18 protein-coding genes and 1 riboswitch are annotated in these 18691 nt (G+C 39.4%); of the genes, 13 read left to right on the forward strand and 5 right to left on the reverse strand.

Translation table 11 applies throughout. The features are described 5' to 3' along the window. The first annotated feature begins 180 nt into the window (after window positions 1-180). The 9 genes from serC to pyrF all read left to right on the forward strand — a co-directional run bounded on the left by serC (window position 181) and on the right by pyrF (window position 9266). Window positions 181-1278 carry a 3-phosphoserine/phosphohydroxythreonine transaminase gene (serC, locus tag MORIYA_RS01830; RefSeq protein ID WP_112712210.1) on the forward strand — a complete coding sequence of 366 codons (1098 nt, stop codon included), beginning with the start codon at window positions 181-183 and terminating at the stop codon, window positions 1276-1278. Window positions 1279-1287: 9 nt separating this feature from the next. Then, window positions 1288-2403 (forward strand): histidinol-phosphate transaminase, encoded by a 1116-nt coding sequence (gene hisC, locus MORIYA_RS01835; RefSeq protein WP_112712212.1) that lies wholly within the window; start codon window positions 1288-1290, stop codon window positions 2401-2403. An 89-nt stretch (window positions 2404-2492) separates the two neighbouring features. Continuing rightward, on the forward strand, window positions 2493-3776 hold the full coding sequence (aroA, locus tag MORIYA_RS01840) for a 3-phosphoshikimate 1-carboxyvinyltransferase (protein ID WP_112712214.1): 1284 nt from the start codon (window positions 2493-2495) through the stop codon (window positions 3774-3776). A gap of 196 nt (window positions 3777-3972) precedes the next feature. Then, complete coding sequence (gene cmk / locus MORIYA_RS01845; protein WP_112712216.1) at window positions 3973-4647, forward strand: (d)CMP kinase; 675 nt, start codon at window positions 3973-3975, stop codon at window positions 4645-4647. 122 nt (window positions 4648-4769) lie between these two features. Then, a complete protein-coding gene (gene rpsA / locus MORIYA_RS01850; protein WP_112712218.1) occupies window positions 4770-6437 on the forward strand; it encodes a 30S ribosomal protein S1 in 1668 nt (555 codons plus the stop codon). Window positions 6438-6504: 67 nt separating this feature from the next. Next, entirely contained in the window at window positions 6505-6789 is a 285-nt protein-coding gene (ihfB, locus tag MORIYA_RS01855; protein ID WP_017219653.1) for an integration host factor subunit beta, read from the forward strand. A 231-nt stretch (window positions 6790-7020) separates the two neighbouring features. Then, window positions 7021-7308: a LapA family protein gene (locus tag MORIYA_RS01860; RefSeq protein ID WP_112712220.1), complete on the forward strand. Its 288-nt coding sequence runs from the start codon at window positions 7021-7023 to the stop codon at window positions 7306-7308. Between the two features lie 8 nt (window positions 7309-7316). After that, window positions 7317-8486, forward strand: a complete 1170-nt coding sequence (gene lapB / locus MORIYA_RS01865) for a lipopolysaccharide assembly protein LapB (RefSeq protein WP_112712222.1) — start codon at window positions 7317-7319, stop codon at window positions 8484-8486. A gap of 78 nt (window positions 8487-8564) precedes the next feature. Next, window positions 8565-9266: an orotidine-5'-phosphate decarboxylase gene (gene pyrF / locus MORIYA_RS01870; RefSeq protein ID WP_006034596.1), complete on the forward strand. Its 702-nt coding sequence runs from the start codon at window positions 8565-8567 to the stop codon at window positions 9264-9266. Window positions 9267-9303: 37 nt separating this feature from the next. Here the strand turns inward: pyrF and rrtA are convergent, their stop codons facing one another. Further along, complete coding sequence (gene rrtA / locus MORIYA_RS01875; RefSeq protein WP_112712224.1) at window positions 9304-9882, reverse strand: rhombosortase; 579 nt, start codon at window positions 9880-9882, stop codon at window positions 9304-9306. A 31-nt stretch (window positions 9883-9913) separates the two neighbouring features. On the opposite strand from rrtA, the gene MORIYA_RS01880 reads away from it, so the two are divergent. Both MORIYA_RS01880 and MORIYA_RS01885 read left to right on the forward strand, forming a co-directional pair. Further along, window positions 9914-10540 (forward strand): tRNA-uridine aminocarboxypropyltransferase, encoded by a 627-nt coding sequence (locus tag MORIYA_RS01880; protein ID WP_112712226.1) that lies wholly within the window; start codon window positions 9914-9916, stop codon window positions 10538-10540. Between the two features lie 134 nt (window positions 10541-10674). Further along, a complete protein-coding gene (locus MORIYA_RS01885) occupies window positions 10675-10917 on the forward strand; it encodes a DUF3820 family protein (RefSeq protein WP_112718374.1) in 243 nt (80 codons plus the stop codon). A gap of 62 nt (window positions 10918-10979) precedes the next feature. Here MORIYA_RS01885 and MORIYA_RS01890 read toward each other — a convergent pair whose 3' ends face one another. Then, window positions 10980-11411, reverse strand: a complete 432-nt coding sequence (locus MORIYA_RS01890; protein ID WP_112712228.1) for an HIT domain-containing protein — start codon at window positions 11409-11411, stop codon at window positions 10980-10982. A 10-nt stretch (window positions 11412-11421) separates the two neighbouring features. After that, window positions 11422-11829, reverse strand: coding sequence for an H-NS family histone-like protein (locus MORIYA_RS01895; protein WP_112712230.1), 408 nt, complete (start codon window positions 11827-11829; stop codon window positions 11422-11424). A 399-nt stretch (window positions 11830-12228) separates the two neighbouring features. Then, a riboswitch (Lysine riboswitch) is annotated at window positions 12229-12414 on the forward strand. A gap of 111 nt (window positions 12415-12525) precedes the next feature. Between MORIYA_RS01895 and MORIYA_RS01900 the strand changes: the two genes are divergently transcribed. Both MORIYA_RS01900 and MORIYA_RS01905 read left to right on the forward strand, forming a co-directional pair. Further along, window positions 12526-14121, forward strand: coding sequence for a Na+/H+ antiporter NhaC family protein (locus MORIYA_RS01900; RefSeq protein WP_112712232.1), 1596 nt, complete (start codon window positions 12526-12528; stop codon window positions 14119-14121). Window positions 14122-14216: 95 nt separating this feature from the next. After that, window positions 14217-14798, forward strand: coding sequence for a thymidine kinase (locus tag MORIYA_RS01905; protein ID WP_112712234.1), 582 nt, complete (start codon window positions 14217-14219; stop codon window positions 14796-14798). 30 nt (window positions 14799-14828) lie between these two features. Here the strand turns inward: MORIYA_RS01905 and MORIYA_RS01910 are convergent, their stop codons facing one another. Further along, window positions 14829-15488, reverse strand: a complete 660-nt coding sequence (locus tag MORIYA_RS01910; RefSeq protein ID WP_112712236.1) for an EAL and HDOD domain-containing protein — start codon at window positions 15486-15488, stop codon at window positions 14829-14831. 230 nt (window positions 15489-15718) lie between these two features. After that, window positions 15719-18685 (reverse strand): multiheme c-type cytochrome, encoded by a 2967-nt coding sequence (locus tag MORIYA_RS01915; RefSeq protein WP_112712238.1) that lies wholly within the window; start codon window positions 18683-18685, stop codon window positions 15719-15721. Between the last annotated feature and the right edge of the window lie 6 nt (window positions 18686-18691).

Consider the following 18691-nt stretch of genomic DNA (forward strand, 5'->3'; position numbering starts at 1 on the left):
CCTAGACACTAGCTACTTAGTCAATCTGCTTGGCTTGCATACCAAGCAAGCCTTGCATCAACAGCGATTTATTTGCATTAAAATAAAAACTTTAAAAAACAACATTAATCGCTTACATTAGATAGTCACTCAAAAAGGGTTTAAAGCGTTTAAGCTGCTTTGTTAACAAGGATTATGGATATGAGTCAGACTTATAATTTTTGCGCTGGTCCCGCAATGTTGCCACATGCAGTGATGGAACAAGCCCAAAAAGAATTTATTAATTGGAATAATACCGGTGTTTCGGTGATGGAACTAAGCCATCGTAGTAAAGACTACATAGCGGTTGCAACTGCTGCAGAACAAGACTTACGTGATCTATTAGCGATTCCAGATAATTACAAAGTTATTTTTTCTCAAGGCGGCGGTCGTGGTCAGTTTGCTGCAGTACCACTGAATATTCTGGGTGATAAAACCCAAGCCGATTACCTATTAACAGGTCAATGGTCAAAATTAGCGGTAGTTGAAGGTAAGAAATACTGTCAGGTTAATGAATCAAACATTCTAATGCCAAGTACCGATGGTATTGTTGCCGTTAAACCTGCATCACAATGGCAAATATCAAGCAAAAACACGGCTTACGTACACTACTGCCCGAATGAAACTATCGAAGGCATTGAGATTAATGATATCCCTGATACCGGTGATATCCCGCTTGTGGCTGATATGTCATCAAACATCCTTTCTAAACCATTAGATATTAGTAAATTCGGTATCATTTATGCCGGGGCGCAAAAGAACATCGGCCCATCAGGTTTGGCTGTGGTGATTGTACGAGATGATCTGCTCGATAAAGCTAAACAAGAAACCCCATCAATCTTTAACTATAAGTTGATGGCTGAAAATGGCTCAATGTTTAATACTCCGCCGACCTATTCTTGGTATTTAGCAGGGCTTGTGTTCAAGTGGTTAAAAGCACAAGGTGGCCTATCTGCTATCGAAGAAATTAACGCAGAAAAAGCCAAGCTACTTTATGGTTATATTGATAGCAGTGATTTCTATGGCAATAATGTCGCGACGGTTAATCGTTCAAAAATGAATGTACCGTTTACATTAGCATCCAGTGATCTGGATGCGGCGTTCTTACAGCAAGCTCAAGATGCGAATTTAATGGCATTAAAAGGTCACCGTATTGTTGGTGGTATGCGTGCAAGTATTTATAATGCGATGCCAATCGAAGGTGTTAAAGCACTGATTGGTTTTATGGAAAAATTTGAACGTCAACAGCGCGGACTATAAGGATTTAATATGAGTTGTGATTTTTTTGCTTTAGCAAATACAGGGGTACAAGGTTTACACCCTTATCAAGCGGGAAAACCGACTGATGAATTAGAGCGTGAACTAGGATTAACAAATATTGTTAAATTAGCATCGAATGAAAATCCATTGGGTGTTGGTGAATTAGTTAAAGCAGCACTAGAAAAAGAACTATCGAGTATCACCCGTTATCCAGATGCGAATGGCTTCTACCTAAAGCAAGCGCTAGCAGATAAATACGATCTTGCACCAGCACAATTTACCTTAGGTAATGGTTCAAATGACGTACTGGAACTCATCGCTCGCAGTTTTGTGACGCCAGAACATGACGTTATTTTTGCTGAGCACGCGTTTGTGGTTTATCCATTAGTGACACAAGCGATTGGCGCGACAGGTATCGCGGTTCCAGCCAAAGACTGGGGACATGATTTAGCTGCAATGCTGGCCGCAATTACAGAACGTACGCGTCTTATCTTTATTGCCAATCCAAATAATCCGACCGGTACGTTTTTAACCGCAGAAGCGTTATATGAATTTTTAACTAAAGTGCCAGAAAACGTGATCGTGGTATTAGATGAAGCGTATTTTGAATATGTAGATAAAGAGTTACAAGCGCCGTCGATTACGTGGTTAACTGAGTTTTCAAACTTAATTATTACCCGGACGTTCTCTAAAGCCTATGGCCTAGCTGGTTTACGTGTTGGCTATAGCATATCAGGTCCAGATATCGCCGATATATTAAACCGTGTTCGTCAGCCGTTTAACTGTAACAGCTTTGCGTTAGTAGCGGCTCAAGCCGCATTGTCTGACCATGATTTCTTAACCGCTAGTGTGGCGTTAAATAATCAGCAGCGCACAGTATTAGAAACATTTTTCAGTGACCAAGGTATAGGTTATATTCCATCTAAAGGTAATTTCATTACCATGGAACTAGCTCAAGATCCGGCCGTTGTGTATCAAGCTTTATTGCATAAGGGCGTGATTGTACGTCCTGTTGCTGGTTATGGTTTAACCAAACACCTACGTGTGAGCATCGGAACTGAGCTGGAAAATTCAACGTTTATGCAGGCCTTACTTACCGTGTTGGCTGAGTTAGCCGCACAGTAATATAGACTGCAATATAGTTCTGACATTGTTTTATATTTGTTACGGCAGAGTATAGAGAATCACATATTAAAAATTAAGTGAATAAATTTATGGAAAAATTAACCTTACAACCAATTGGTAAAGTATCAGGCACTATTAACTTACCAGGCTCTAAAAGTGTTTCAAATCGTGCATTATTACTTGCTGCACTTGCTAAAGGCACGACACGTTTAACGAATTTATTAGACAGTGATGATATTCGTCATATGTTAAACGCACTGACAAAATTAGGTGTACAGTATGATCTGTCTGCATGTAAAACCATTTGTACCGTCACTGGTTTAGGTCGTGCATTTTCGGTAAATGAAAAACTGGAATTATTTTTAGGTAATGCTGGTACGGCAATGCGTCCTTTATGCGCGGCATTATGCCTAAGCGAAGGTGAGTTTGAACTGACCGGCGAACCGCGCATGGAAGAGCGTCCAATTGGTAGCTTGGTTGATAGCCTACGCCAAGCTGGTGCTGATGTTACTTATTTGAAGAATGAAGATTACCCACCTGTACTAATTAAAGGTACGGGCTTGAAAGGCGGTAATATTAAAATTGACGGCAGTGTATCTAGCCAGTTCTTGACGGCATTCTTAATGGCTGCACCACTGGCTGACAATGATACGACGATTGAGATTGTTGGTGAGCTTGTATCTAAACCGTATATTGAGATCACGCTTCACATTATGCAGCAGTTTGGTGTGACGGTAACGCATGATAATTATCAGACCTTTACCATTAAAGGTAAGCAAACCTATCAAGCTGCCGGTGACTTTTTAGTTGAAGGTGATGCTTCTTCTGCGTCCTATTTCCTTGCTGCAGCGGCCATTAAAGGGGGTAAGATCCGGGTAACGGGTATTGGTAAAAAATCAATCCAAGGTGATATCCAGTTTGCAGATGTAATTGAAGCAATGGGCGGTAAAATCACTTGGGGCGATAGTTATATCGAAGCTGAAGTGGGTGAATTAACTGCCGTTGATATGGATATGAACCATATTCCGGATGCGGCGATGACAATCGCGACAACTGCATTGTTTGCAAAAGGTACAACGGTTATTCGTAATGTTTATAACTGGCGCGTGAAAGAAACTGACCGTTTAACGGCGATGGCGACTGAATTACGTAAAGTCGGCGCTGAAGTAGAAGAGGGTCATGATTACATTAAAATCACCCCTCCTGCACAGTTAGTTCACGCTACCATTGATACTTATAACGATCACCGTATGGCAATGTGTTTCTCATTAGTTGCATTAAGTGATACACCGGTAACGATTAATGATCCGGGTTGTACCTCAAAAACCTTCCCCGATTATTTCGAACGCTTTATCGGTTTAGTTCAAGCATAAGTCGAAATACATTATATTTGATGTAGTGACGACAGTATCAATCTTGAATAGCGAGGTATTACTGATGAGGTGAAACCTCGTTTTTTTGTTTACGGTTATTATTCCATACTATCTTTATGAAGATCCGTTATAATCGCGACCAGATCCATACAGCACCATTTAAAGTTGTATGTTAGATATTGAGTTTGGAGAATTTATGACAGCAATAGCACCGATTATTACGGTTGACGGACCTAGTGGTTCAGGTAAAGGCACATTATGCCAATTACTTGCGGCTAAGCTAGGTTGGCATATACTTGATAGTGGCGCCATTTATCGTGTATTAGCATTAGCTGCGCTGCACCATAATGTCGAGTTAGATAACGAACTGGCTTTAACTATACTTGCTGCAAACTTGGATGTACGTTTTGAGGTCACTGATAATGGCTTACAAGTGATCCTTGAAGGCGAGAACGTATCACGTGAAATTCGGACAGAAGAAGCGGGCTTTGCAGCTTCTCGAACAGCCGTTTATCCTGCGGTACGAGAGGCATTGTTACAACGTCAACGAGATTTCCGTGTTGCACCGGGTTTAATTGCAGACGGCCGTGATATGGGTACGGTTGTATTTACTGATGCCAACGTAAAAATATTTTTAGATGCATCGACTGAAGAAAGAGCCATTCGTCGCTTTAATCAGTTGCAAGACAAAGGCTTCGATGTTAGCATGTCAACCCTTCTGGGAGAGATCGAGAAACGTGATCATCAAGATCGCAACCGCTTGGTCGCACCATTAAAGCCTGCAGATGATGCACTTGTTATCGATTCGACATCTATGTCGATTGAGGACGTAGTTGCTAGTGTGTTGGCGTTTGCAGAAGGTAAAATTTAAAGTAGTCGGTATTTTATCGATTATTTAGCGGTCAAGCATCAAGGATGATGATGACTTTTGATTAACAACCCACATTAGCCGGATTGCTTATGTGAACGTTTTATAAGTACAAATAACTCATTATGAATGAATCTTTCGCTTTACTCTTTGAAGAGTCACTACAAGAACTTGCTACTCCTGGTAGCATCATCAAAGCAACTGTTGTTGCAATCGAAAATGGTTACGTTTTAGTTGACGCTGGTCTTAAATCAGAATCTTCTATTCCTGCTGAAGAATTCAAGAACGCTGCTGGCGAACTTGAAGTTGAAGTTGGTCAAGAAGTTGATGTAGCCCTAGAATCAATTGAAGACGGTTTCGGTGAAACTCAACTTTCTCGTGAAAAAGCTAAACGTCATGAGTCTTGGATCCAGCTTGAAAAAGCATACGAAGATCAAGAAACTGTTATCGGTGTTATCAACGGTAAAGTTAAAGGTGGTTTCACGGTTGAAGTGAACACAATTCGCGCATTCTTACCAGGTTCTTTAGTAGACGTTCGTCCTGTACGTGACACTACTCACCTTGAAGGCAAAGAGTTAGAGTTCAAAGTAATCAAACTTGACCAAAAACGTAACAACGTAGTTGTTTCTCGTCGCGCAGTTATCGAAACTGAAAACAGTGCAGAACGTGAAGAACTTCTTGCTAACCTTCAAGAAGGTCAAGAAGTTAAAGGTATCGTTAAGAACCTGACGGACTATGGCGCATTCGTTGATCTGGGTGGTGTTGATGGTCTTCTACACATTACTGATATGGCTTGGAAACGCGTTAAGCACCCAAGTGAAATCGTTAATGTTGGTGACGAAATCAGCGTTAAAGTTCTTAAATTCGATCGTGAACGTACACGTGTATCACTAGGCCTTAAACAGCTTGGCGAAGATCCATGGGTAGCTATCGCGAAACGTTATCCTGAAAACACTAAGCTTACGGGTAAAGTTACGAACCTAACTGACTACGGTTGTTTCGTTGAAATCGAAGAAGGCGTTGAAGGTTTAGTCCACGTTTCAGAAATGGATTGGACTAACAAAAACATCCACCCTTCTAAAGTTGTTAGCGTTGGCGACTCTGTTGAAGTTATGGTTCTTGATATCGACGAAGAACGTCGTCGTATTTCTCTAGGTCTTAAGCAATGTATTGCTAATCCTTGGGAAAACTTCTCAACTTCACGCATGAAAGGCGAGCAAGTTACTGGTAAGATCAAATCTATCACAGATTTCGGTATCTTCATCGGTCTTGACGGTGGCATCGACGGTCTAGTTCACCTATCTGACATCTCTTGGGATTCTACTGGTGAAGACGCAGTTCGCGAATACAAGAAAGGCGATGAAATCACAGCTGTAGTTCTACAAGTAGACCCAGAGCGTGAACGTATTTCTTTAGGTATCAAGCAAATTGATGAAGACCCGTTCAACGAATACCTAGCGAATAACAAGAAGAATGCTATTGTTAATGGTACAGTTTCTTCTGTTGACGCTAAAGGCGCGACAATTGAACTTGCTAAAGGTGTTGAAGGTTACATCCGTGTTGGCGATATCTCTCGCGACCGTATCGAAGATGCAAGCTTAGTATTATCTGTAGGCGAATCACTTGAAGCTAAATATGTTGGTGTTGATCGTAAAAACCGCGTAATTAGTCTTTCAATCAAAGCTAAAGATGAAGCTGACGAGAAAGAAGCAATGGCTAGTGTAAACAGCCAACCACAAGAGTCTGGTCTTTCTGCTATGGAAGAAGCATTTAAAGCTGCTAAAGGCAAATAATTAGCCTGAGGGATGTTTATTCATCCCTCATTAGTACGATGTCGACAATATTCTTAATGGAGATTATATGACAAAATCAGAACTAATCGAACGTCTTTGCACTGCAAATTCGCAGCTGGCGACTAAAGATGTTGAATTATCTGTGAAAGCTATACTTGATCAGATGGTAGATACTTTAGCTACTGGTGATCGAATTGAAATTCGGGGTTTTGGAAGTTTTTCTCTACATTACCGTGAACCTCGAGTTGGGCGTAATCCTAAGTCAGGTGAAAAGGTTGAATTAGAGGGCAAATATGTTCCTCATTTTAAGCCAGGTAAGGAACTTCGAGATCGTGTTAACGCTTCTTTATAGCAGTTGATACTTGTAAAAACGACATACTTAGGTATGTCGTTTTTTTTTGCGTCATGATACCCATACCCAAGTTGCCGATTGTGCATCTTGAAGTAGCTTGGGTATAGTTGTTGTGTTGTTTATATACTAGCAGGGAATAGTAGTTTTGGATTACACCATATATTACTAGCACTTGACCCATTTATTGGCGATAATCCCTTGTATTACCCATTTATCTCAGAGAGGACGTCGATGAAATCATTTATCTTTTTTATTATTATCGCTTGTACACTGGCGCTGGCAGCTGCATTTTCTGCGAGTAACGATCAGTTAGTGGATTTTAATTATCTAATTGCCCTAGATTCATTTAAGTTATCGTCTTTGCTTATTGGTGCATTTGCATCAGGTTTAGTGGTTGCTGGTGTATGCATGAGCTTATTCATGATGAAATTAAGATTATCGCTTTCGAAATTTAAACGTAAATCAAAGCGTCAAGTTGTAGAGCTTGAGCGATTACGTGCTGCTGAAATTAAAGGTTAATTTACCGTATGTTCGAACTTTTATTTCTTTTACTTCCTGTTGCCGCTGCATATGGCTGGTATATGGGTAGAAGAAATGGTCGCTATTTACAACAAGATAAGCAGCATACGATCTCTAGAGAGTATGTAACCGGGCTTAACTTTTTATTATCAGACCAACCTGATAAAGCGGTTGATTTATTTATCGATTTGCTTGATGTTGATAGTGAAACGATTGATACGCATTTAGCGCTAGGCAATCTGTTTCGTCAACGTGGCGAAGTTCAACGTGCAATTAAGATCCATCAGAATCTCATTGCTCGACCTTCATTGACTCATGAACAGCGGAATCTTGCTTTATTACAATTAGCGCGAGATTATCTTGCTGCGGGCTTAGTGGATCGCGCGGAAGAATTATTTTTGAAATTGATTGATGAACCTGAGCATCGTCAAGTCGCGTTATCGCAACTCATCATTATTTATGAACAAACCAAAGAATGGGAACAAGCGATTGCGATCGGCAATAAGCTGAAGAAAATGGGTGATGCAAAAATTGAACGTAAAATTGCACATTTTTATTGTTCGTTAGCAGCATCACCAGCAATGCTTGATGAACCTAAGAAACGTCTAACGAGTCTTAAGAAAGCCCTACAGTATGACAAGCACTGCGTGAGAGCAAGTATCATGCTTGCCGATTTGCATATTGAGCAAGATGAACATAAAAAAGCGATTGTTTGGCTTGAGCATGTGTTGATTCAAGATGTTGATTTTGTCACCGAAATACTCCAAAAGTTAAAAGAATGCTACGTTAAAATTAATAATGAAGATGGTTTTATCCACTTTCTTAACGATGCCCAAAATAATAAAGCGGGTATCAGTGTCGCTATTGCATTAGCCGATTTTACCGTAAACAGTGTTGGATTAGAGCCAGCAGAAAAATTGATTTTAAATCAAATCGTTCGAACACCGACGATGAAAGGTTTTTACCACCTGATGAAATACCAAGAACAGGCTGCTGAAGAAGGTAAAGCAAAAGAAAGTTTAACCATGTTACGGAATCTAGTCGGTGAGCAGCTTAAATTAAAACCCATTTACCGGTGTCGTAAATGTGGGTTTAGTACTAAAAGTATTTACTGGCATTGTCCATCGTGTAAGCGCTGGGGAAGTATTAAACCAATTCGTGGATTAGATGGCGAGTAACTTTACCTAATAAGCCAACCTAATAGCTATACGTAATAACAAGAATACGATAATGAGTAACGGGACTTAGGAAGAAATATGTTGCAAGATAGTAAAGTAGTTGTCGCACTTGATTATGCTGATGAAGCAAGTGCATTAAATTTTGTTGATAAGATTAATCCTAGCCAATGTCGTCTGAAAGTAGGCAAAGAAATGTTCACATTATTTGGACCTGAATTTGTGCGTAAATTAGTTGCGCGTGACTTTGATGTGTTCTTAGATCTTAAGTTCCATGATATTCCTAACACGGTGGCGAAAGCCGTCGCCGCAGCTGCAGAGCTTGGTGTATGGATGGTGAATGTACATGCGTGCGGTGGCCAGCGGATGATGGAAGCGGCAAAAGCGGCATTAGTACCTTATGGTGATAAAGCACCAATCTTGATCGCCGTGACTGTGCTAACCAGTATGGAACAAGAAGATTTAGCACAAATGGGCGTTAATATTACCCCTGCGGAACAAGTTATTCGTTTAGCGACGCTAACACAAAAAAGTGGTTTAGACGGTGTTGTTTGTTCTTCACAAGAAGCAGCAATGCTTAAAGAAGCATTGGGTAAGTCATTCCAGTTAATTACGCCAGGCATTCGCCCTGCAGGCAGTGCCGCGGGTGATCAACGCCGTATCATGACGCCAGTTGAAGCGGTAGCTGCTGGTGCAGACTATTTAGTGATTGGTCGTCCTATCACGCAAGCTGAGTCACCAATGCAAGTATTAACTGAAATCAACGACAGCTTAGCAAGTTAACCACTGCTTAGATTCTAGTCGGTATCGATAAGGGCGCTCAGGCGCTCTTTTTTTTGTTTAGATAAACATAAAGTGGGGCAATGATTAATCCCGTCACAAGGCCATATAGGTGCGCCTCTGTGAGCACTCTAGCTTCAATTAATTGACTTATTTCTACTGGGCTATTAAAAAGTTGTTCATTGATTACTTTGATAATCGTACCAATCATCAAAACATAACCTGAATAATATTTCTTCGTCACGTCAATTACTGCACCAACAATTATAATGCCATGTAAAATACCGGATAAGCCGACGTATAAATGCGTACTTGGGGATAACCACAGTATGCCTACACCGACGCCTATTGATAATAGTAAAATCAACCCTGTGTATGCGGCACTATTATAATAACGGTAATGTAAGCCGCCTATCACAGCTAAAGCTCCTAAGTTTAAGAGCAGGTGATAGATATTGGTATGGTTAAAATTACCACTGATCAAGCGCCAGTATTCACCATTAATAATTGATTCCCTGTTATAATCTAACGCGGTTATATTTTCGGCTGAAATGGCATATATAATTAGGCATAATAGCCCGAGAAAAAACCAGTTTAACCACCGATGTTGAATTTGCATATCTTATTAATCCATAATATTTAGGTTTGTTGTGAGCAAAAGAAAAAAGTGTACTGTATGTGATAAAGCATTAGCCGCGTGTATATGTCAGCACATAACAGTGATCGATTCTGATATTGAACTAATAATATTACAACACCCAAGTGAAGTTAAAAATGCGATCGGTACTGCTCGTATTCTCAACCTTTCATTACCACAATGTCAAATTATAATTGGTGAGGATTTTACTGATAATACTCAGATTAATGACATATTAAATGATCGGGCAAGACAATGTTTTTTGCTTTATCCGAGCGAAGAAAGTATTGCAGCGGAGTATTTAGCGGGTAATGAAAGTAGCAATCGAGACGCGAATATTAAACGTACCTTTATTTTGCTTGATGGTACGTGGCGTAAAGCGTTTAAAATGTATCAATCATCAATAAATTTACAAAAACTGCCAGCTGTGCGATTAAATGCAGAACAACAAAGCCAATATACAATAAGACAAACGTCTGTTGAAGGCGGTTTATCGACTGTTGAAGCGGGTTTTTTATTGCTTTCAACCTTAGACAAAGATAAAGAGAAATATCAGCCTTTGCTGACTGCATTTGAATATATGATTAATTTTCAAATAGCGAAAATGCCAGCCGGATTGTTTAACAAAAATTACAAATAGTGACGTAATCATCTCATGATAAAATAAATATATAGTAGTAATAACCTACATAGGTTAATTATCTAATGATTAGCTTACCTTATCGAAAAGTATATCAAATTTTTACTAAGTTATTAATTAATATTGGATTTAATATGTCACAACAAGCATTGATTGAAGCAATTAATACCATGATGCCATTTGGTAAATACCGAGGACGTTTATTACTTGAATTGCCTGAACCTTATTTAGTTTGGTTTCACAGTAATGGCTTTCCAGATTCTAAACTAGGGCAACAACTTGCACTCATGTATGAGGTAAAGCTGAATGGACTGGAGTCAATGCTCGCGCCATTATTGAAACGACCATCGGTGTATTTGAATAATGAAGGGAAATAAATCGCAATGACGTCAAGCATCAGATTGGAATAGATGCTTGACGCTGATAATGTCTAGCGTTATTAACCTTTATGAGTGACAAAGCCAGCTTGAAGCTTACTTGAAATCATGGTGACTAATTGTAGGGTCTGTTGCGCTGTTCTACTGATTGCTGGTATTTGACCCCAAATTGGTTTCGGCCAGCAAGCATCGTGTTTAAAGCGTGCAACATGATGGATATGTAACTGTGGCACCATATTACCTAACGCTGCAATATTGATCTTGTCGGCGCTTAATCCGTCTTTTAATAGTTTACTGACAGCGTTAGATTCAGATAAAAACTGAACTTGTTGTTCATCAGTTAATTCATGAAATTCGCTGATATTATTAATTTTAGGTACTAAAATTAACCATGGAAAATTACCATCATTAGCCAGTAGGACCTGACATAATGGAAATTCACCAACAAGGCTGGTATCAGCAGCAAGTTGTGGATGTAATACAAATTGTGTCACAAATATCCCGCTATATTAAGAATTCTTCAATCGAGCCTTTTTCATTCATTACTTCTTGGAGTGGTAAAGGCATGCGGCCTTGGCCTGTCCATGTTTTAGGTTCGCCATTGAAATTATATGCGTATTTTGCAGGACGAGGGCCTCGTTTAGTTTTATTTTTTGCTTTTTCAGCTGTTGAATCAGTTAAGCCTACTAATTCTTCAGGGCTAATGCCATTTTCTTTAAGTTGTAATAAGATCTCGGTCATTTTAGCTTGTTTTGCTTGCTGATTTTCTAATTCAACGGCATCAGCTTCTTTTCTTTCATCTACAATCGTAGTGAATTTAATTAAAACTTCTTCTAGTTGTTCAACGCTTAATTCTCTTGTCGTAGCGCGCAGGCTACGTGCATTTAAAAATATTTTAATAAAATCATTCATAATTAATACCTAAAAGTAGACAGGGATGAGTAAATGTTAATACTTTAATATAATAAATATACTCTAATATAATAAATATACTCTAATACAATTAATATACTCTAATACAATTAATATATTATAGCCAAATAAATATTAGAAACGTCTTTATATTTATTTATAAAATTAACGGGTATGGATTAATTATGTAAACCATAAATGTAACTTTAAACTATAGTGCGGACATTAGTGCAGATATTGTTTTTAAACTATTTAATGGTCTATTATTTGAAGTTGATATACTTTAGGTGGAAAAATTGGGTATCGTGTCAGGTTTTTGTGTCATATATGGATTTATATGCGGACGTTAACGCTGATTATCGCTTGAAGTGGTGGCGTTATCTGCTATTATCTGGCTTCCTCCTAAGTAGAGGTGCGCAACTCATCAGTAGTGTTATTTAGGTAGCTCCGATAATAACGACACAAAAGGGAATTGCGCCGAAGAATGAATTTCTAAGCTAAAAGTATTCATTCTGGGGATGTGTCCGAATAGAGACATCACTGTCATAGTCAATTTTAAATTAACTATGGGGCGCTACTGGAATAGAAGAGTATATGGGTAATTTTTACACTTATCATATTTGTAAATATCCTTATTGCACATCTCATCTGTCTTGTTTAGTCGTTCCCTGTAAAAATTATTAGGTCAAAGGGATCATGGAACTCATTAATTATTCAGACTCAGCGTTATCGCTAGTCGTACCTCTAGTTGCACTTACATTAGCCATTCTTACTCGTAAAGTATTGTTATCACTTGGTTGTGGTGTTTTACTTGGCGCTCTATTTTTAACAGACTTTAATATTGTTAATGCAGCTAAACACCTTGCAGACTTATCATTAAGTTTGGTTTGGGAATCGGGTGATGCGAGCAAGGGCTCGTTCTGGGAAATAGGTTCGTTCAATACTTGGAATCTATCAATCATCGTATTCTTATTAATACTGGGTATGTTAACGAGTATTATGATGGTAAGTGGCGCAACCAGTGCATTTGCTGATTGGGCGAAACAAAAAATCACGACACGTCGTGGTAGTATACTATTAACTGCATTTTTAGGTGTTTTCATTTTTGTGGATGATTACTTTAACAGCCTTGCTGTGGGTAGCGTCAGTCGTCCGCTGACAGACCGTTATAAAGTTTCTCGTGCTAAATTAGCTTACTTACTTGATTCAACCGCAGCACCTATGTGTGTATTAACGCCAATATCAAGTTGGGGTGCTTATATCATTGCCGTTATAGGTGGTATTTTAGCCACTCACGCTATTACGGATATCAGCCCTCTGGCGGCATTCGTACAAATGATACCAATGAACTTCTACGCTATCTTTGCTATCGCAATGGTGTTTGCGGTTGCTTGCTTCAACCTTGATTTTGGCTTGATGGCAAAAGAAGAAGAAGCGGCAAAAAATGGTGAGTTGTTTGATGCTAAAAAAGGCAATCCAGCAGGTTCAACTGTAGAGCTAAAAGAAGCGGAAGGTGGTCATATTTCAGGTCTAATTCTACCTATTTTAGTGCTTATTTTTGCGACTATCTTCTTTATGATCAACTCGGGTGCATCGACACTAGCTGCGGGTGGTAAAGCATTTGATATTCTAGGTGCATTTGAAAATACAGATGTCGGTAGTTCTTTAGTGTTTGGTGCATTATCAGGTCTTGTTGTGGCACTCGTGCTAAGCCTTATTTCTGGTGTGTCTATTTCATTACTAGCACAAGCAAGTTTCCACGGTGCTAAATCAATGCTACCCGCGGTTTATATCTTATTCTTCGCGTGGGCAATTGGTTCGACTATTGGTTCTATGGAAACCGGTAAATACCTGGCTGCATTAGTGGGTGATTCAATCCCAATGAGTCTATTACCAATTATTATGTTTGTATTAGCTGGCTTTATGGCCTTTGCAACGGGTACAAGTTGGGGCACATTCGGTATCATGTTACCAATCGCGGGCGATATGGCTGCGGGTACTGAAATATCGTTGATGTTACCTATGTTAGCATCTGTGCTTGCGGGTTCTGTATTTGGCGATCATTGTTCACCTATCTCTGATACTACGATTTTATCGTCAACGGGTGCTAACTGTCACCATATGGACCATGTAATGACTCAACTTCCATATGCATTATCTGTTGCGTTAGTTAGTGCGATTGGTTATTTAGTGCTAGGTGTAACAAGTTCTGTACTATCGGGCTTTATCGCGTCAACAATTGCATTTACAGTGGTGGTTGCTATTATGTCTCGAATAAGTCGTAAAGTTTAATAAAACATTAAAAACACGCTGTTTATAATGAACAGTGCTAATGAGATATAATTATATACGCCTGTTGATACAGGCGTTTTTTTTGAGGGTATAAAATGGCATCTTTGCATTTCAAATTTGCAGCTATGAATTCGGGTAAATCAACACAATTAATCCAAGCACACTTTAATTATATTGAACGTGGTATGTACCCATTAGCAATGACACCTGAGTGTGATAGTCGTTATGGCAAGGGTGTTATTGGTGCGCGTGTTGGCTTAAAATTAGAAGTTGAAGTGTTTGAGAAAGATACCAATTTATTTACTACTGTTTCTACCCGATTAGAAAATAAAAAAATCGATGTATTTATCATTGATGAAGGTCAATTCCTAACGCGAGAACAGGTTTATCAATTAGCCAATGTTGTTGACCAACTGCACATCCCTGTGCTTGTTTATGGCTTAAAAACAGATTTTAAATTAGAGATGTTTGAAGGTTCGTACCATTTGATGTGTCTGGCTGATAAAGTTGAAGAACTTAAAACCATTTGCTGGTGTGGTAATAAAGCGCACATGAATGCTCGAGTGAGTGATATTGGCGTGGTATTAAGAGAAGGCGAACAAGTTGAAATTGGTGGTAATGAGCTCTACGTATCCTTGTGCCGTAAGCATTTTATGAATGGCAACGCGAGCGCTTAGTCATATTCACTCGTTATTATTCTGGCATGATTAAGTGCCCCGGTGATGAGCGTATAATATTGCGCTTGTCATCTGTGTTGTTGGTGTATCTCGACTATTAATTTCATTTAATACTATCTCTGGTTCAGAGAATAAATAACCTTGAAAATATGTGCTTTGCAGATTCTGGGCTTGTTTAAATTGGCGCTCTGTTTCTATCTTTTCTATTAATATACTTATCTCATGTTTCGCTAATAATGGTTTTAGTGCTTTAATTTCTTTAAATGAGGTCAGGGTAATGTCAAATTTGATAATATCAACAACGCCGAAAAATGGCAGCCAATCTTCTGAATATATAAAATCATCCAATGCAATGGTAAACCCCATAGTTTTTAATTGTTTTAGCGCCTTTAATATAGCCTTTGTTGGTGGTACGTCCTCGAGAACTTCAACCACAATTGGCTTGTTGATGAGTTTATGAGGCAAACCATCGAGAATACTTTGCTCTGTAAAGTTGATAAAGTAGGGCTTGTTATCAACAAGTTTATTAATATTAGAACTCAATAAGTGCTCGTGAACTAAGCGCTGTGTTGCTATTTCGGCATTTATGATCGGGAAGGTATTCTCTAAACTATCACGATATAACAGTTCATAAGCGACAACGTGACGGGTGCTATTTAGGATTGGTTGTTTAGCGATATATGAGAGCATAAAGAATACTTTATTAATAAAGGTACCTATAAGCTTATGCGTAATTGTCAAAAAGGCTAATTATTTAGTCAATATAGGTAACTGTTCATTACTATGTGTGAGAAAGTGATTGGTACTGTGTTGTGCAGTACTATTATTTTATTAACGAAACGTATTGTATTTTGACTAGGTGAATAAATTTATGCCGCAATAGACTTAGTATCTACTACGGCTGAATGAAGGTGTATTGACTATGGTTGTTGGAAAACCTTAGTTATTTTATTTATCTCAATCACATCAGCAAAAGGTATGTTTTGCTCAGGGAAGGCTGCTTGAACCTTACTTGTCAGTGGCTTAGAGAATGAACGGTAGTTTATTTTAGCGACTACTGTGATTGGATAGCTGATACCTTCGGGTAGTTCAAATGATTCAACACGAGTTTCATCAGGAGAGATACGGGTATCTGATAGAATCTTTTCTACGCGCCAGAACTTAAGACCAACCGGTTCGCCATGCATGTAACCGGATTTTTTAGCAAATACCCGGCTGTCTTTTGGTAAGTAACCATCGTTTAACTGACCACTCACTAAACGCGCTATGCCTTTGCTATCCGTTACGACGAGATCAACCCATACTTGACGACGTGCGCCACCCGGCATTTTATGGCCGGTATTATGGTTTGTTACTTTAACGTTGATATTACGTCCATCGGCACTGGTTTCAACGTCAAGTAGTAGGGCGTTGCGTAAAATATCACGACTGAGTTTACCGTGCTCTTTCGAGCGCATATCCGAGAAGTAGTAGTTACCACCAATAAAGTTATGCGCGATTAAGTTTGGCTTAATAGGTCCGTTATCGGTGGCTTGACCCGGTACTTTGTTATCGAAATCAGTCATGTCTAAACGCATGTGGCAATCGATACAGGTTTTGTTCTGTTCAGGGTTGTTTGGTGCGTTAAATTTAGATGCTTGCCATTCGCCATAGTTGTTATTTACATTAGCACCTTGGCCGGGAGTGAATTCATTATGACAGGTTGCACAATATAATGAGCTTTTGTACAATTCTGGATTTGAATAGCTGTCTTTGTGCTGTTGTGGTGACGCATTGATTTGCGCTTCCGCAATGAATTTTAATGCTGGGTTGCTGGAAAACTCAAACAAATATTCCGCACGATCTTTTAGGTTAACGGTAAGATCGGTATTACCGCCTGCATCTTCGGCTTTAGTAATACGGTGGCAGAAAACACAGCTGGTACCGGTTTCGTCTACGGGTAGACCTTCTCTTAGTGCATCGCGTAGGCTCTGCCCTTCTTTTTCATACATGCTATTAAGATGAGTCAGCGGCGCGGTATTATTATTTAAAATCGTTTGCGGGGCATGACAACCACGGCATAAGTTTCTAAACGGTTCCCCTTCTGATTCTGCTGCAAGGTTTTCCTGGAAACGATAGTAAGGGCTATCCATATGCATGCCATGATTGGAGTCTGCCCACTGTTTATAAAGCGTGCTATGACATGATTCACAACTGGCCGAATTTAACCAATCAGACTTGTGGGTGAACTTACGTTCGTCATCAAAACGTAACCAAGTTGATAGGTAAGGTAAATTCTCTTTGGTTGTCACGTACAGGTTTAATGCCGACATTAAGCGCACAATATCTGCAGGTGGGGATTTGGGATCAATTTTCGGTAACTCCGGCTTCTTCGGATCTGCTCCCATACCACCTTGAGTTTTTTGGATCATATCGATATAGGCTTCGATAGGATCACCCGCAATCATGCTAGCTAGCCCAATGTGACCCGTCATCGCGTTTTTCTTGACGTCTTTGGTGCCATCGGCTAATAAGTATTTGTTGGTGAAGTTAAACCCGTCTAGGTGACAAGAGTTACAGCTCATCCAAAAATCACCAGCCATGGCAGCGTTTTCAAACTTATCGCTATTCGCAAGATTAAACAGTGTTTTACCCAAGCGTAGTTCTGGTGCGATGGGATCTTTACTAATTAACTGGGCAAATTGAGCTTCCGCTAATTTTACTTTGGCGAAAGGACCTTGACCACTTATGTCAAAACTAACCAGATCATGCGACATGGCATTTTGTACATACAAGGTGCCGCCTTTGGCAATCAAACTGCGCGGATTAGACCCTGGAATATGACGGTAAATTTGTGTCGCTTTCACACCGCCTTGTAATTTAGTACGGCGATGGCGTTTAGATTTTTTACCTATTTTACCTTGGCGAGATAAATCAAACACCAGCAGGTCTTCTGATCCTGACAGGGTAATAAATACTTTTTTGCCGTCTTCACGGAACGCAACATCATGCGGATTAGAAACTATACGCGTGGTATTGTTGTTCTCAATAATGTTTATTTGTTTGAATAGTTGCTTACGTTTATCAACTAATTCTTTTTCTTTTCCTGGTGTTAAATCAAGTAACGAAATCGTTGGGAAGACGGTTGATTGAAACTGGAAGTCTTGTGTAAACGACCACAATACATGCGGTATCCAAGCTTGTGTGCCATCTGGAGATATCGCAATGTTATCTAATACCCGTGGCTTACCTTGTGGTGTGGCACGAGAGTTATGTACAGGCGTATCGCTAAGTTGAATTATTTTGTTTAATTCGAGCGTTGGTGTGCGAGTATTATAGATAGACACTTGACCTGTCATGCTGTGAGTAACAAACAAACGACCATCATTTGCTAACGCAAGACCACGTGGCGTATCTGCGGTTTGTGTTGTTGCGGTTATGTCACCATCAGTTGAAACGGTTATTAGCTGTTTAGCTTCAAACAATGTCACGTAATATTGTTTGTTATATTCATCATAAACAATACCAAACGGGCGATAGCCTGTTTTGATGGTTTTAATTAGTTTAAGGCTTTTAGCATCAATGAGGTAAAGTTGATCGGCAAGATAGTCACTGACCAATAATTGATTATGGATTGGATCTAATGCAAGTCGACGTAGATCTTTGCCCAGCGCTTGTTCTGTTAATAGCTCACCACTTTCAGCATCGATAATACTGACGCTACCCGCATCCATGTTTGCACTAATAAACTGCGACCCATCTACAGATAATAATAAACTGTTACTTTTCGTATTCGAATAACGAATATTGGTATCACTGTTATTTGTATAAACAGTACTGGCATAAAGCGATTGGCTTGTTAAGAGTAACAAAGCGAACATTAATTTAGAAAAAATATTTATATGCATAGATCT

The sequence above is a fragment of the Moritella yayanosii genome, assembly GCF_900465055.1.
GTDB lineage: Bacteria > Pseudomonadota > Gammaproteobacteria > Enterobacterales > Moritellaceae > Moritella > Moritella yayanosii.